This is a genomic window from Lysinibacillus sp. RU7 (assembly GCF_057837305.1).
This window is the reverse complement of the sequence record NZ_JBYQFK010000027.1, coordinates 1-14,759: the sequence shown is the minus strand read 5'-3', so window position 1 is coordinate 14,759 and position 14,759 is coordinate 1. Positions and strand designations below refer to the sequence as shown.

Here is a 14,759-nt window from a genome sequence, read left to right as displayed (position 1 = left end):
GAATTTAGCTCTCAAAGTCTTAAGGTGTGTTAGCAAAATTTATTGATTACAAACGATTATCGACAGAACAATGTTTAAAAAATTACCAAAAGTGAAAGATGCTAATAAGAAATAATGGACGCCGATGATATTCTCAAAAAATAAAACATAAAATTAGGTTAGAAGAAGGGAGAGCGAAATGTGTCCTATATGAAGTTGCAGCAAATACAACAGTGTTTAAATCGTAAGTTTTATGACCGTGAGGCTGAAATTGAGGCGCTGATGACAGCTCTTCTGTCACGCCAACATATAGTGTTCATCGGTCCAGCTGGTACAGGAAAAAGCGCTTTATCTTCCATGCTTGGTAAAATAGTAGAAGGTAGCCGATACTTTCAACATTTATTAACACCTTTTAGTACACCAGAAGAGTTATTTGGTGTGTTATCACTAAAAGATTTAGAGCAAGGCATTTATAAGCGCAATATAGAAGGAATGCTCCCAGAAGCTCACTTTGCGTTTATAGATGAAATCTTTAAAGCAAACTCTGCTATATTAAACTCTTTGTTAACGCTTATAAATGAACGTATTTATTATAATAACGGCGTGCCCGTTACTTCACCGCTTATGACGTTAGTTGGTTCTTCTAATGAATATATTGAAGAAGAGGAAGGGTTAGAAGCATTATTTGACCGATTTTTACTTCGGTATGAGGTAGAGTATATTCGAGAGGAAGATTCCTTTATTTCAATGCTAAAAGATGAACGAGAAATGACTATGCCGACATTAACATTAGATGAGCTCACTTTTCATCAGAGTCGTGTGAAATCGGTGTTCATTTCGGATGCCATTTATCAAACTCTTGCTAAAGTACGTAGTAAACTACGAGATGAGGGCATTCGCCCATCGGACCGCCGTTTCAAACAGTCGCTATCCTTGTTGCAAGCGAAAGCGTATTTAGAAGGCCGTTTTGAAGTGACACGTACGGATATAACATTACTGAAACATACATTATGGGAAACGATTGATCAGAAGGGAAAAACAGAAGAAGTTTTGCACGATATTTGCCATGATACAGTAGAGGCATTTATTGAACGAATTGTACCGGAGTTTGAGGACGTTATTGTCAATGCGCGAAATGCTATGATTCGTCGTACACCTAATTCACACGCAACAGTAAGTGAATTATTGATACAAGGGAAATCGCTATTTTTAGAGGTGCAAGCGATGCATCGACAAGCACCTAATCGGGAAGAGCTCATTCAGTTAAAACAGGATATGCACAAACGATTATTACAAATCACGACGGATGTGATTGGTTTTTAATTTTTCATAAATTTAAGGCGGCTAGTGTAGGCGCCTTTTTGTGTAGGTGAAAGCATGAAATATGTATATAGTCAAACGGTTTTATCTCCTTCTGAGCGGCAATTTGAACGGTTTAATGAACTAATGGGATTAGCTAAAATGCTGCAAGAGACTTGTGAGGAAGGTGAAAAAATATATACGGGCTTTACTCATCTCCTCGGGGATATTTGGTATGCTTTTTATACATGTGAGCCGCAGTTGCAGTCTAATATGCAAAAACAACTTCCTATTCAGTACGATGTAGTTGAGCATCTCATGCAGACAGAGGAATTTATAAAATGGCAACAGTTAACAGTAGCGGATGATTTATTAGCGGTATTAACGACAGTATCAATAGGGGAACAGCTAAAAGCATGGTTCAAAGACAATCGGGCAGTACGTGATACACAATGGAAGCGAGAACGTGCTGAACGAATGGAGCAGCGTGTACATGACCGAATAAAAGAGCTTCAAGTATTGCAAGGGGATTCGAGTGCCTCCGTGCAAGAAAAAAGGCGTATCCAGCTACAAATAGAATGGAATGAAAAACAGTTAGTGGCTTCACAACAAGAAAAGCAACAAGCATTAAAAGAATTGCAAAATACGATGCAGGACTTATCGAAGGGGCAGTTGAGTTTAATGCTTGCTCATTCGCGAAAAGAAGTAAGGGAAACTAAGCAAACAGTAGCAGAAATGGGCGCTCTATGTGGTAAAAAGTTAAACACGGTGCCAATAACGGAGCAGTTCCAACTAGCAGAGGAAATTAGGCAACAGGACATGTTACAAAAAATTGCAGAATTAGTAGGACGTTTTAAACGTATTGCTAAGAAAAAACAAAAAATCAAACATAAAATGACGATGGAGCGTCAAAACATTACGTTAGGTCAAGAAGTAGGAAGGCTTTTGCCGATGGAGCTAGCACATTTTATTATGCCTCATGCAAAGCTTGACTTTTTACGCCGCTATGCAGAACAACAGACGCTTGTCTTTGATACACAAGGAAAAGAGCATAAAGGACGCGGACCGATTATTATTTGCATCGATGAAAGCAGCTCTATGACATTAATCAAAGCAGAGAGTAAAGCTTTTTGTTTAGCACTATTAGCAATCGCACGGAAGCAAAAGCGTGATTTAGCCATCGTACCATTTGCTAGTGATGTCGGGGAAATGATGGTGTTTCCAAAAGGACGATCAACAGTGGATGAGGTGTTAGCATTTAATCGTCGTTTTTTAGGGGGCGGTACAAATTATGAGAAGCCTTTACGTGCCTCGCTCGATATTTTAACAACAAGTGAATTTAATCATGCGGATATTTTATTTGTAACAGATGGATCAAGCTTTTTACCAAGCCGTTTTTTAGAGGAATTTAATGTAATCAAGCAAAAGCGTAAGTTTGAATGTATAGCTGTTATACTAACGAATTTAATCAATACGGTAGATGTAGAACTTGTGAAACGCTTTTCGGATAAAGTGATTGAAGTGAATACATTACTAGATGCAGAAGACGCATTTTCAATCGGCGGATAGTTCCTCCTAGTCAAATCGGTTGTTGTCTCTTAAAATGACAATAATGATTTGATGAGGAGGAATATTTTTTGAGAGAAACATTACAAATGGTGCTTGCCCAATCTTTAGAGGAGCGTCAAGCATACATAAACGAGCACCCAACTCTATTACAAGACATGTTAGCGCATATTGGTGACCCCAATGGTGAGCTTCGGGATCAGTTAAATTATCGTTTATTTATTGAACTATTATCCGCTAATCAAATTCCACATGAACAATTGCAAAACATGGCATTAACATTAGTGCAGGAAGCGGGATTGTTGTACGGTTTAGAGGAAGTCAATACAGACGCTGTGTATACGCGTTCATTTGCAGCACTTTGGTTAACGGCGATTTTACATGCGGATCGCCAACTCCGCATTTTGTCTAGCGACACAATTCAAGCGATTACGATGAGCGCGGTAAAGCTATTCCAAAGAGAGCGTGATTTACGTAGCTTTGTCAGTGACGCACATGGCTGGGCACATAGTGTAGCCCATGTGAGTGATTTAGCTGTTGCACTCATTCAACATCCTGATTTTAGTATGCATAGCGCCCCGCAATTGCTACAAGGGATTAAGGCGGCGTTTTGGAAAGGGTATGTATTTGTAGATGATGAGGAAGAACGTTTTACAAAAATAGTAGAAGCCATCATATCAAAAGGATTTGAAGAGGATGTTTTAGTGGAATGGGTGGAACAAGTATTTGACAGATTAGAAATGAGTGCGTATGAGGGCGGCTATACACAGGAGTGGTTTAAAGTACGAACGAACATTTTGCATTTTATGAAGAATCTTTATTTCACGCTGAAGTTTTCAAATCGCTACGATAAATTACGCGGGGTGACATCGATCTTTATCCAGCGTTGGCTGAAACTTTCTTAAATGAAAGCGAAGTCATTGTATATTTTATAGTCTTTATGGGCAATTTAAAAAAGTGTTTGTTATGAACAGGTCTTAGTAGTACGAGACAAAAATCAAACGATAAGAAATCGTATTTTAGAAAAAGAAAATTTTACTATACCAAATCTGCTCGTTATTGTAGAAAAATGTCGCATTTGTGCTAGGTCATAAATTAAACTTATTGCAAAAGATAATATTAATGTAATTTACTTATGTTAAAAAATGAGATATGATAGTTTTTGGAGAAAAGAAGCTTACATAACAGCCTTTTCAATTATGAAAAAATAGGGGGATTTACAAATGGCACAAGAGAATTTACACAATAGCCGTGCATCTTTCGAAGTTAACGGTAAACAGTACAACTACTACCGTTTAGCTGCAATCGAAGAAGCTGGTATTGCAAACGTATCACGCCTTCCTTACTCAATCAAAGTATTATTAGAATCAGTTTTACGTCAATATGATGCATACGTAATCAAAGAAGAGCACGTAAACGAATTAGCAAAATGGGGCGCTGGCGCAGACGCAGAAGCGGAAGTACCATTCAAACCATCTCGCGTAGTTTTACAAGACTTCACTGGTGTACCAGTAGTAGTAGACTTAGCTTCTTTACGTTCAGCAATGAAAGAAATGGGTGGCGATCCAGCGAAAATCAACCCAGCAATCCCTGTTGACCTTGTAATTGACCACTCTGTACAAGTTGACAAATACGGTAACGCATCTGCATTACAAGCGAACATGGACCTTGAGTTCGAGCGCAATGCTGAGCGTTATAACTTCTTAAAATGGGCGCAAACTGCTTATGATAACTTCCGCGCTGTACCACCAGCAACTGGTATCGTACACCAAGTTAACTTAGAGTATTTAGCTCCAATCGTACACGTAAAAGAAACTGCTGATGGCACTTTCGAAGCATTCCCAGATTCAGTAGTAGGTACTGACTCACATACAACAATGATCAATGGTATCGGCGTTCTTGGATGGGGTGTAGGTGGTATCGAGGCTGAAGCAGGTATGCTTGGTCAACCATCTTACTTCCCAATTCCAGAAGTAATCGGTGTGAAATTAGTAGGCGAGCTTCCAAACGGAACAACAGCTACTGACTTAGCGCTTAAAGTAACACAAGTATTACGTCAACGCGGCGTAGTAGGTAAATTCGTTGAGTTCTTCGGTCCTGGTGTATCTAAATTACCACTTGCTGACCGTGCAACAATCTCAAACATGGCGCCTGAATACGGTGCAACATGTGGTTTCTTCGCAATCGACGAAGAGTCATTAAACTATATGCGTTTAACTGGTCGTGACGAAGAGCACATCGCAGTAGTAGAAGCTTACTTAAAAGCGAACGATATGTGGTTCAACCCAAGCCTTGAGCCAGTTTACACAGATGTAATTGAATTAAACCTTGCTGACATCGAAGCGAACCTTTCTGGTCCAAAACGTCCACAAGACTTAATTCCATTATCACAAATGAAAGAAACTTACCGCAATGCAGTAGTTGCACCACAAGGTACACAAGGCTTCGGTTTAACTGAAGAAGAGTTTACTAAAACGTCAACTGCTGAATTCGCTGAAGGTGCAGTAGAAATTCCAGCTGGTGCTGTAGCAATCGCTGCGATTACTTCTTGTACAAACACTTCTAACCCATACGTTCTTTTAGCGGCTGGTTTAGTAGCGAAAAAAGCGGTAGAAAAAGGTATCAAACCTGCTAAGTGGGTAAAAACTTCTTTAGCACCAGGTTCTAAAGTAGTAACTGGTTACTTAGAAGCTTCTGGCTTACAAAAGTACTTCGACGAAATCGGCTTCAACACAGTTGGTTACGGATGTACAACATGTATCGGTAACTCAGGTCCATTATTACCTGAAATCGAAGATGCAATTAAACGTAACGACTTATTCGTAACTTCAGTACTTTCTGGTAACCGTAACTTCGAAGGTCGTGTACACCCATTAGTAAAAGCTAACTTCTTAGCATCACCACCACTAGTTGTAGCTTACGCTTTAGCTGGTACTGTAGATATCGATCTACAAAAAGATTCTTTAGGTAAAGACAAAGATGGTAACGATGTATTCTTCGCTGACATCTGGCCTTCAACTGAAGAAGTAAACGAAGTATTAAACCAAGTAGTTACTCGTGAATTATTCCAAAAAGAATATGAAACAGTATTCACTGCTAACGAAAAATGGAATGCTATCGAGACTTCAACTGAATCTCTATACACATTCGATGACAAATCAACTTATATCCAAAACCCACCATTCTTCACTGGTCTTTCTAAAGAGCCAGGTGCGATCCAAACTTTAGAAGGATTACGTGTAATGGCTAAGTTCGGTGATTCAATTACGACTGACCACATTTCTCCAGCTGGTTCAATCGGTAAAGATACACCAGCAGGTAAATATTTAATCGAAAACGGCGTAGCAATCCGTGACTTCAACTCTTACGGTTCTCGTCGTGGTAACCACGAAGTAATGATGCGTGGTACATTCGCGAACATCCGTATCCGTAACCAAGTTGCACCAGGTACAGAAGGTGGTTTCACTACTTACTGGCCAACTGGTGAAGTTGAGTACATTTACGATGCATGTATGAAGTACCAAGAACAAGGTACTGGCTTAGTAGTATTAGCTGGTAACGACTACGGTATGGGTTCATCTCGTGACTGGGCTGCGAAAGGTACATTCTTACTAGGTGTTAAAACTGTAATCGCACAATCTTATGAGCGTATCCACCGTTCTAACTTAGTAATGATGGGTGTATTACCATTACAATTCATGGCTGGCGAATCAGCTGATACTTTAGGATTAAAAGGTGACGAAACAATCGCTGTTAACTTAACTGACGATGTGAAACCACGTGATATCCTAACTGTTACTGCAACTTCTCCAGAAGGTAAAGTAACTGAGTTCAAAGCATTAGCTCGTTTCGACTCAGAAGTAGAAGTAGACTACTACCGTCACGGTGGTATCCTACAAATGGTATTACGTAACAAAGCTCAAGAAGCTTAATTTGCACATACCAAAAGAAGGCAAGGTCCAATAAAGGACTTTGCCTTCTTTTTATTTGCTATTTTTGTCCGCCTAACATCATCCTAGTAGTAACTAGATAGAACGATTCCGCATTGGTTGTGTTCCAATTTTCCTAACTGCTAATGCACTGGTATTATTAATTTTCCAATCTGTATCATATTACTTGTTATAGCTGTAAAATAATCACATGTAAGATAAAAAGGCTTTGCAAATTTCTTTTGATGGTACCTTTTTATGTAAAGAACTTTTCCAACAATTAGATTGCATGAGTAAAGGGAGTCGTTAGTATTGATTATACAAATACTAGTAAATCATTAAGGGTGCTTTTTTAGTGAGATGATTAATAAAAAGGCGCTTGCTCGTTGATTGGAGCGGAGGCGACTCGACTCCTGCGGAAATCAACACGTGTGACACAACGTATAAGTTTTTGAAGGAAAATATACCCATTAACAATTTATTAATAAACTACACACTATCTTAAACATAGTAATCAGAAAATTAATAAAGGTAAATATAGATAATATTTGTCAAATTTTGTACAATTAAGTAGTAGTTATTAAATAGATGGAGGTCTCACAATGAATAAACGCAAATTATTTGCTACAGTAGGTGCAGCAACAGCTAGTTTAGTAGCAGTTTCAGGTGTATCTGCTGCAGGGTTTACAGATGTAGATGCGAAAAACTCACACTATGAGAACATTTTAACATTACATGAAGCAGGTGTTATTAACGGTTATGCAGATGGTACATTTAAACCTAGCAAGGCTGTAACACGCGGTCAAGCTGCGAAAATGTTAGTGAATGCATTTGGCTTAACAAAAGGGCCAGGAACAGCATCATTTACAGATGTTCCAGCATCGAACGAATATGCTGAAGCAATTGAAATTTTAGCTAGCTATGGTTTCATTAAAGGATATGCTGATGGCTCATTTAAACCAGCAGAAGAAATTACACGCGGTCAATTTGCTAAAATGGTTACAAATATTTTAAAAGTTACAGGCAAAGGGACTAATCCATTTACGGATGTTGCATCTTCTAGCGAATACTATGAGGCAATTATAGCACTATATGAAAATGGCTTAACAACTGGTACTACTGCAAAAACGTATAGCCCAGATGCGAATGTCACACGTGGACAATTAGCTTCCTTTATCGTACGTGGTTTAGCATGGCTAGAAGCAACTGTTGAAGAACCAGAAGAGCCAACTGAAAAACCAGAGCAACCGGCAGAGGAAAACACATTTGATTTATCCATTCTACATGTGAATGATACACATGCAAATGTAGCTAAATTACCGAAGCTTGTAACAGCTGCAAAAGAATATCGTGCACAAAATGAAAATGCGCTATTATTACATGCGGGTGACGTGTTTAGCGGTACGTTATATTTTAACGAATTCCACGGTAAAGCAGACTTAGCGTTAATGAAATTAATGAATTTTGACGCGATGACACTTGGAAACCATGAATTTGACTTAGGAAGCTCAGAAAAAGGTCATCAAGCATTAGTAGATTTCATTAAAGGTGCGAATTTCCCAGTATTAAGTGCAAATGCAGATTTTACAAAAGATGCGAAGTTTGCTGATATTGCAAACTATGAACATACGGCTGACTATGTCGATGGGAACCTTTACAAAGGGATTATTAAAGAAGTAAACGGTGAAAAAGTCGGGATCTTTGGTTTAACAACAGAAGAAACAGAAGATATTTCATCTACTGGTGATGTAGATTTAACAAATTACCTAGAAGCAGCTGAAGAAGCAGTAGCAGCGTTTGAAGCGCAAGGTGTGAATAAAATTATCGCTTTAACACATATCGGTTATGATGATAATCCATTAGTAGACAATGATATCGAGCTTGCCAAAAATGTAGAAGGTATCGATGTAATTGTGGGTGGTCACACGCATACACAATTAGACGAGCCAATCATCGTTGATACAAATACGGTTGGGGTAGCAAAAGATGCAACATTAATTGTACAAGCGTACCAATATGCCGACTATCTTGGGACATTAGATGTAACATTTAATGAAGAAGGCGTTGTGATAGAATACGCGGGTGAATTAATCAAGCTTGCGGATGTAGTAGAAGATGAAGAAGCATTAAAAATATTAGCGCCATTCAAAGAGCAAGTGGATAAAGTAGCAACTAATGAAATTGGTGTAACATTAAAAGCGGAACTAACAAATCCACGTCAGTCTTCTGAAAGTGATACGCCAGGTGAATCCGTACGTGCAAACGAAACGATTCTTGGGAACTTAATTACAGATGGTATGCGCGCCAAAGCACAAAAATTCACAGATAAAAAAGTCGTAATGGCTCTTCAAAACGGTGGCGGTATTCGTGCAGCTATCCCGGCAGGTAATGTAACGGTTGGTCAAGTAATTACAGTACTGCCATTCGGTAATACGTTAGCATTAATGGATGCTACAGGTGCCGAGCTACAAGCGGCATTTGAAGTATCGCTGAAAAATGCACCGAAAGAGAACGGTGGATTCCTGCACGTATCAGGTGCTCGTGTAACATACGATTCATCTAAACCAACAGGTGAACGAGTTGTATCCATTGAATTATTAAATGCAGATGGTACGTATACTGCCATTGAAGCAAATAAAACGTATACAGTTGCAACAAATGCGTTTACCGCTAAAGGTGGAGACGGCTTTGATATGTTTGCGAAAGCATACGCTGAAGGCCGTGTGACTGATTTAGGTTTATCAGATTGGGAAAACTTCGCAGAACATTTAAAAGGTTTGAAAACAATTCCAACTGAAATCGCAGGTCGCATTATTGACAAAGCAGCAAAATAAGGTTGAAATCCATTTCGAGAAATTTTCTCGAAATGGATTTTTTAAGGCGATAATGTGTAGGTAGTTTATAGAAGAGATTCTGTTCTTTTGTAGTAAAAAGTTAACTATGAGTCTATTTTATATTTCTAGTATAAATCTTTTGTTTTAATAATACATAATGTAAAATAAGGGAAAATAAATGAAAGGGGTTTATAAGATGGCGAGGTATGTACTACTAGCAAAACTCCATAGTGGTCCTCATTTCTTATTCCGGTTTGATCGACAGGAAATACTAGAATGTTTATATCAATTTCCAACGACCAAAGGACTGGAAGCATTAGCAGAATGGCCACTAGAGACACATAAAGAAATGAGCTTCTTCTTAGAAATGCTTATAAAAAATGTAAAGTACTATCATTTAAAAGATTTAAAAACGTCGAAAAAGGAATTTGTGCATTTCGATTCTATAATATAAGAAGTTCAAAGGCATTTATACCTTTGAACTTCTTTGATTTAGGAGAGTAGAATGAGAATTTATTGCGATATACTATTTAAGTAAATTCCCTTTTCAAATCCACCTTTTTTCTTCTTTTTTTCAAGACGAATCGCTTCAAAATCTTCGGGTGAGACATCATGTAGTTTAATAGCTGCATAGATTAATTCTACCATATCGACTAATTCTTCAATGGCTTCATCTTTCGATTGGGCTGCATGATATTCATCTAACTCTTCATACATTTTTTTCGTAATTTCATGTTGGTGTTCGAGAGGGGAAAGTAACTTTAATGAGTAGCTTCCGCCATCCTTTGTTACGAGTGAAGGTACTTTATCGCGAACTAATTTATTTAATTCAACCATGGGATAGCCTCCTTTATTGATCTATAGTGTACTATGAAAAAAAGACGCCTGAAAGACGTCTTTTTAAATTAATAAAATAAGTTTCTTGTTAAATTATGACCATTCTACGTGGGCGATCATCCCAAGCTCGTCATCAATATCAAGGTGAATGCGGGCTGCCATCGAATCTTGATGAAGTTGTTCGTCAATATAAAGACGAATAGCTGTAATGAAATGGGCTTGTTTATACTCGTCCATTACACCGTTATAGTATGCTTCTGCACTATATCCGACTTCATCATCATAGCAAAGCTCTACTTCAATGTGTTCAGGCTGTGTTTGCTTGAATTTTGCATGGAAGAAGCAAACAGCATTGATTAAATCTTGTTCCTGTAAAACTAGCTTTTCCATTGTGTTGCCTCTTGTTCTTTCTCTTTTTTACGTGTAATCATTCGAACGATTTTTACTACTAAGAAGACAATTAGTAGAATCGCACCTACATTAATTAGGAAGCCAAGGATCGAACCAAGTACGCCTAAATTACTGAATAGACTACCGAATAGTAAACCGGCTAAACCACCGATGAATAAACCTTTCATTAAGCCACCAGCAGAGAAGCCACCTTTTTTCGCTGTTGTGTCTGTTGTATTGTTTTTATTCGTTGTGTTGTTGTTATTTGTAACCGTACCGTTGTTATTTGTGTTTGTATCATTGTCTTTGTTTTGCATGTTTGACGTGTTATTGTTTGAGTTGAAGCCCTTTTTCCCTGATTTGTAGGATTTTGCTTCGACTTGATGATGATCAAACATAGGGAATACTGTGCCGACACTTGAGAAGACAAGTGCAAAGGCTAAAAATACTGCTGTTAACTTCTTCATGTTGTTCCTCCAATAAATAAATTTTCACTTTTTAAGTATAGCAAATTTTGACTTAAAGTCTAAGAAAGATGCTTACTATATGTACGAATGGGCTTAAAAAAAGTTTCATATTTATTTTTCATATCGAATCGAATAAGACGAAAAATACTTGTGTATTTTTATACTAAACGTTAGAATAAATATTAAATTTAGTGGGAATTCAGAAATCACATTAGTATGTGATTTTTTTAGTTCCGATGTAGGAGGATAATATATGAGTAAAATTCGAATTGGTATTGTTGGGTATGGAAATTTAGGGCGCGGCGTTGAAGCGGCGATTTCACAAAACCCTGATATGGAATTGGTAGCGGTATTTACACGTCGTGATCCATCGACAGTACAAATCGGTGCTGAAGGTGTAGGCGTTTATTTAGTAGACGAAGCACAAAACTTTAAAGACAAAATTGATGTTATGATTCTTTGTGGTGGTTCGGCAACAGATTTACCAGAACAAGTACCTCACTTTGCACAATGGTTTAACACAATCGATTCATTTGATACACATGCAAAAATCCCAGAATTTTTTGATGTAGCAGATAAAGTAGCAACAGAAAACGGGACAGTCTCGATTATTTCAGTAGGTTGGGATCCAGGCTTATTTTCATTAAATCGTTTACTAGGTGAGACAGTTCTTCCGGTAGGGAATACATATACATTCTGGGGTGACGGCTTAAGCCAAGGCCATTCGGATGCAGTTCGTCGCATTCAAGGCGTTAAAAATGGGGTACAATATACACTGCCAATTCGTGAGGCGGTAGACCGTGTACGTGCTGGTGAAAATCCAGAATTATCAACGCGTGAAAAGCATGCGCGTGAATGTTGGGTAGTATTAGAGGATGGTGCAGATGCAGCGGCCATTGAAAAAGAAATTAAAGAAATGCCAAACTATTTTGCAGACTATGACACAACAGTGAACTTTATTTCAGAAGAAGAGTTAAAAGCTAATCATTCAGGTATGCCACATGGTGGATTCGTCATTCGCTCTGGTGAATCAGGTGTGGGCGATAAGCAAATTCTTGAATTTTCACTGAAGTTAGAGTCTAACCCAATGTTTACATCCAGTGTACTTGTTGCGTATGCACGTGCAGCGCATAAGTTATCACAAGCAGGCGACCGTGGTGCTAAAACAGTATTCGATATTCCATTCGGTTTACTATCACCAAAATCGCCAGCAGACTTACGTAAAGAGTTACTATAATGGTCAAGGCAAAATCGTATGATGCGGTTTTGCCTTTCCTTTTATGGAGAAAATCTATTTATCGCTCAACTCTAACGCAAGCTTGCCTTTTCAAAATATTGAAAATATGATACGCTCTACACGATAAACTTCAGATTTTCGGTGGAAATGACGAGGAAGAAAGGGTGGTCATTTCACGTGACAGCAAAAATTCAATATAACGGGATGCTTTTATTAGCCTCCTATGTACAGCGCCTTTTCGTAGCAGAACAAGTAAAGGGCCGATTAGAGGAAGAAAGTGCACAACTGGCAACGGTAAAAGATTATTTTGATTCAATCAATGCCATCATGCCTATGTTTACACAGACAAAAGTGTTAACAGTGACACAAGGGGAAAAATTACGTGCGATAGTAAGTGGTGTAAAAGATATGATGCAGCATTATTTTGAGTCATTAAACACATCGTATGAGTACAAACTACGTATTGTAACATCCTCCTTATTTGCCGAGAAACTAATGGTTACAGGCATTCTAAACTTAGGCAAAATCTTCAATGAAGATGTCGGAACTGACATGAAAAAACGTGAGCAGTTTTATGAAGAACGAGCAACGATGATGAATAAATTAGTAGCCGCACATGCAGCGGGCAATGCACCAACTGAACAAGTCGTAGCCGTTATCAATAATTGGTTTGAAGGTATCATGAAACAACAAGATCATATTTTGAAAGATATGGAGAAAATTGCACCGATGATTGGTATCGCAGAAAAGGAGTAAGAGAAAATGAGTACATCAACAGCTTTAAAAAAGGATCAGCAATTACAAAACCGTGCACGCATTTTAGTAAAATGTCCTGACAAACCAGGCATTGTCTCACTATTATCGTCATTTTTACATACGCATAATGCAAATATTATTGAATCAAATCAATATTCAAGTGATCCAGAAAACGGTACATTCTTTATCCGTATCGAGTATCATTGTGAAAATTTAGTAGGTAAGCGTGATGCGATGGAAAAAGAGTTTGCACAACTGGCAAAAACGCATGATATGACGTATAGCTTCCATTATAAGGCGATTCGTGAACGTGCAGCGATTTACGTATCCAAAGAGACACACTGCTTAATGGAGCTTTTATGGGAGTGGCAAAACGGAGATTTAGATATGGATATCGCCGTGGTCATTAGTAACTCAGATGTTGCCCGTCCAATGGTAGAGGCGCTTGGTATTCCGTACTACTACATTCCAGCAAACAAAGATATTCGCGAGCAAGTAGAGGCACAGCAAATTCGTTTAATGGAAGAGTTTAAAGTGGATCTTCTAATTTTAGCGCGTTATATGCAAATTTTAACACCAAACTTTGTGGCGCATTTTGAAAGCCGTATTATTAATATTCATCATTCATTTTTACCGGCATTTATCGGAGCAAATCCATATGCACGAGCGTTCAATCGTGGTGTGAAACTAATCGGTGCAACAAGCCACTACGTTACAAATGACCTTGATGAAGGACCGATTATTGAGCAAGATGTAGAACGTGTCGATCATCGTGATGATGTAGCGACATTAAAGAAAATCGGACAAAAAATTGAACGTCGCGTGCTCGTAAAAGCGGTAAAATGGCATTTAGAAAATCGCATCATTGTAGAAGGTAATAAAACAATTGTATTCCAATAATATGACAGCACTCTAACGGATTGTTAGGGTGTTTTTTTATAGTGGAGAGCGTATATAGCTGAAAGAGGCTATAGTTATGTCAATATTCTTTATTTTTATTAGAGGTAGAGAAAAAGTGGATAAGGTCTTTACATTGATATATGCAAAATTATCTTATCGTAGAAAAATGATTCGTACATTGTAGATGTTTCCTATAGTCACTTTTCTACTAATTATTATTTTTAAATATGGTTCATTTGATACAACTATGAATATACTTGTAGCGATGTCATTAACAGTTTTATTGATTATCTAAACCACTTATAGTGAAGGAAACCATGAATTTATTAGGTAAAAGGCAACACCGGTGAAAAAAATATAGGGTAAATAATGGTTCAATACCAAAATATGTTCTTGATTTAAAAATATAGGATTCTAAAAGCACATGGAGTGAAGGGCGGCGACTCCAGCGGGAAAAGCGAGAAAGTTGAGACCCCGTAGGAGCGAAGAATGAGGGCACTGAAAAACTTACATTTTTTTAAATGAACAATCAAAAAAAGGCAACTAGCGTTCAAAATGAACTGAA

At 38.0% G+C, this 14,759-nt stretch carries 12 protein-coding genes; 9 read left to right on the top strand and 3 right to left on the bottom strand.

All coding sequences use genetic code 11. The annotated features are described in order from the left end of the window. Positions 1-189: 189 nt before the first annotated feature. The 6 genes from AC3II9_RS17180 to AC3II9_RS17155 all read left to right on the top strand — a co-directional run bounded on the left by AC3II9_RS17180 (position 190) and on the right by AC3II9_RS17155 (position 10,061). On the top strand, positions 190-1,302 hold the full coding sequence (locus AC3II9_RS17180; protein ID WP_489157496.1) for an AAA family ATPase: 1,113 nt from the start codon (positions 190-192) through the stop codon (positions 1,300-1,302). A 54-nt stretch (positions 1,303-1,356) separates the two neighbouring features. Continuing rightward, positions 1,357-2,847 carry a vWA domain-containing protein gene (locus tag AC3II9_RS17175; protein ID WP_489157404.1) on the top strand — a complete coding sequence of 497 codons (1,491 nt, stop codon included), beginning with the start codon at positions 1,357-1,359 and terminating at the stop codon, positions 2,845-2,847. 68 nt (positions 2,848-2,915) lie between these two features. Next, positions 2,916-3,749 (top strand): DUF2785 domain-containing protein, encoded by an 834-nt coding sequence (locus AC3II9_RS17170; protein ID WP_489157402.1) that lies wholly within the window; start codon positions 2,916-2,918, stop codon positions 3,747-3,749. A 318-nt stretch (positions 3,750-4,067) separates the two neighbouring features. After that, a complete protein-coding gene (gene acnA, locus AC3II9_RS17165; RefSeq protein ID WP_391370607.1) occupies positions 4,068-6,776 on the top strand; it encodes an aconitate hydratase AcnA in 2,709 nt (902 codons plus the stop codon). A 599-nt stretch (positions 6,777-7,375) separates the two neighbouring features. Further along, positions 7,376-9,607, top strand: a complete 2,232-nt coding sequence (locus tag AC3II9_RS17160) for a 5'-nucleotidase C-terminal domain-containing protein (protein WP_489157400.1) — start codon at positions 7,376-7,378, stop codon at positions 9,605-9,607. 196 nt (positions 9,608-9,803) lie between these two features. Continuing rightward, the gene (locus AC3II9_RS17155) at positions 9,804-10,061 is read left to right on the top strand and encodes a hypothetical protein (protein WP_391370613.1); all 258 of its coding nucleotides are present in this window, start codon (positions 9,804-9,806) and stop codon (positions 10,059-10,061) included. A 59-nt stretch (positions 10,062-10,120) separates the two neighbouring features. Here AC3II9_RS17155 and AC3II9_RS17150 read toward each other — a convergent pair whose 3' ends face one another. The 3 genes from AC3II9_RS17150 to AC3II9_RS17140 all read right to left on the bottom strand — a co-directional run bounded on the left by AC3II9_RS17150 (position 10,121) and on the right by AC3II9_RS17140 (position 11,301). Beyond that, positions 10,121-10,444 (bottom strand): nucleoside triphosphate pyrophosphohydrolase, encoded by a 324-nt coding sequence (locus tag AC3II9_RS17150; protein ID WP_489157398.1) that lies wholly within the window; start codon positions 10,442-10,444, stop codon positions 10,121-10,123. Between the two features lie 93 nt (positions 10,445-10,537). After that, on the bottom strand, positions 10,538-10,834 hold the full coding sequence (locus tag AC3II9_RS17145; protein WP_391370618.1) for a DUF2653 family protein: 297 nt from the start codon (positions 10,832-10,834) through the stop codon (positions 10,538-10,540). Further along, the gene (locus AC3II9_RS17140) at positions 10,822-11,301 is read right to left on the bottom strand and encodes a hypothetical protein (protein ID WP_489157396.1); all 480 of its coding nucleotides are present in this window, start codon (positions 11,299-11,301) and stop codon (positions 10,822-10,824) included. The genes AC3II9_RS17145 and AC3II9_RS17140 overlap by 13 nt, the downstream gene beginning before the upstream one ends. Positions 11,302-11,554: 253 nt before the next feature. Between AC3II9_RS17140 and AC3II9_RS17135 the strand changes: the two genes are divergently transcribed. The 3 genes from AC3II9_RS17135 (at position 11,555) to purU (ending at position 14,194) form a co-directional block, all read left to right on the top strand. Then, the gene (locus AC3II9_RS17135; protein ID WP_489157394.1) at positions 11,555-12,538 is read left to right on the top strand and encodes a diaminopimelate dehydrogenase; all 984 of its coding nucleotides are present in this window, start codon (positions 11,555-11,557) and stop codon (positions 12,536-12,538) included. A 177-nt stretch (positions 12,539-12,715) separates the two neighbouring features. After that, on the top strand, positions 12,716-13,294 hold the full coding sequence (locus AC3II9_RS17130; RefSeq protein WP_489157392.1) for a hypothetical protein: 579 nt from the start codon (positions 12,716-12,718) through the stop codon (positions 13,292-13,294). 6 nt (positions 13,295-13,300) lie between these two features. Further along, entirely contained in the window at positions 13,301-14,194 is an 894-nt protein-coding gene (gene purU / locus AC3II9_RS17125; RefSeq protein ID WP_489157390.1) for a formyltetrahydrofolate deformylase, read from the top strand. Positions 14,195-14,759 lie beyond the last annotated feature (565 nt).

Excerpts from the sequence above, each read along its gene's own strand:
- AC3II9_RS17175 (WP_489157404.1), top strand. The coding sequence starts at position 1,357 with ATGAAATATGTATATAGTCAAACGGTTTTATCTCCTTCTGAGCGGCAA.
- AC3II9_RS17145 (WP_391370618.1), bottom strand. The coding sequence starts at position 10,834 with ATGGAAAAGCTAGTTTTACAGGAACAAGATTTAATCAATGCTGTTTGC.
- purU (WP_489157390.1), top strand. The coding sequence starts at position 13,301 with ATGAGTACATCAACAGCTTTAAAAAAGGATCAGCAATTACAAAACCGT.
- acnA (WP_391370607.1), top strand. The coding sequence starts at position 4,068 with ATGGCACAAGAGAATTTACACAATAGCCGTGCATCTTTCGAAGTTAAC.
- AC3II9_RS17140 (WP_489157396.1), bottom strand. The coding sequence starts at position 11,301 with ATGAAGAAGTTAACAGCAGTATTTTTAGCCTTTGCACTTGTCTTCTCA.
- AC3II9_RS17150 (WP_489157398.1), bottom strand. The coding sequence starts at position 10,444 with ATGGTTGAATTAAATAAATTAGTTCGCGATAAAGTACCTTCACTCGTA.
- AC3II9_RS17180 (WP_489157496.1), top strand. The coding sequence starts at position 190 with ATGAAGTTGCAGCAAATACAACAGTGTTTAAATCGTAAGTTTTATGAC.
- AC3II9_RS17135 (WP_489157394.1), top strand. The coding sequence starts at position 11,555 with ATGAGTAAAATTCGAATTGGTATTGTTGGGTATGGAAATTTAGGGCGC.
- AC3II9_RS17160 (WP_489157400.1), top strand. The coding sequence starts at position 7,376 with ATGAATAAACGCAAATTATTTGCTACAGTAGGTGCAGCAACAGCTAGT.
- AC3II9_RS17155 (WP_391370613.1), top strand. The coding sequence starts at position 9,804 with ATGGCGAGGTATGTACTACTAGCAAAACTCCATAGTGGTCCTCATTTC.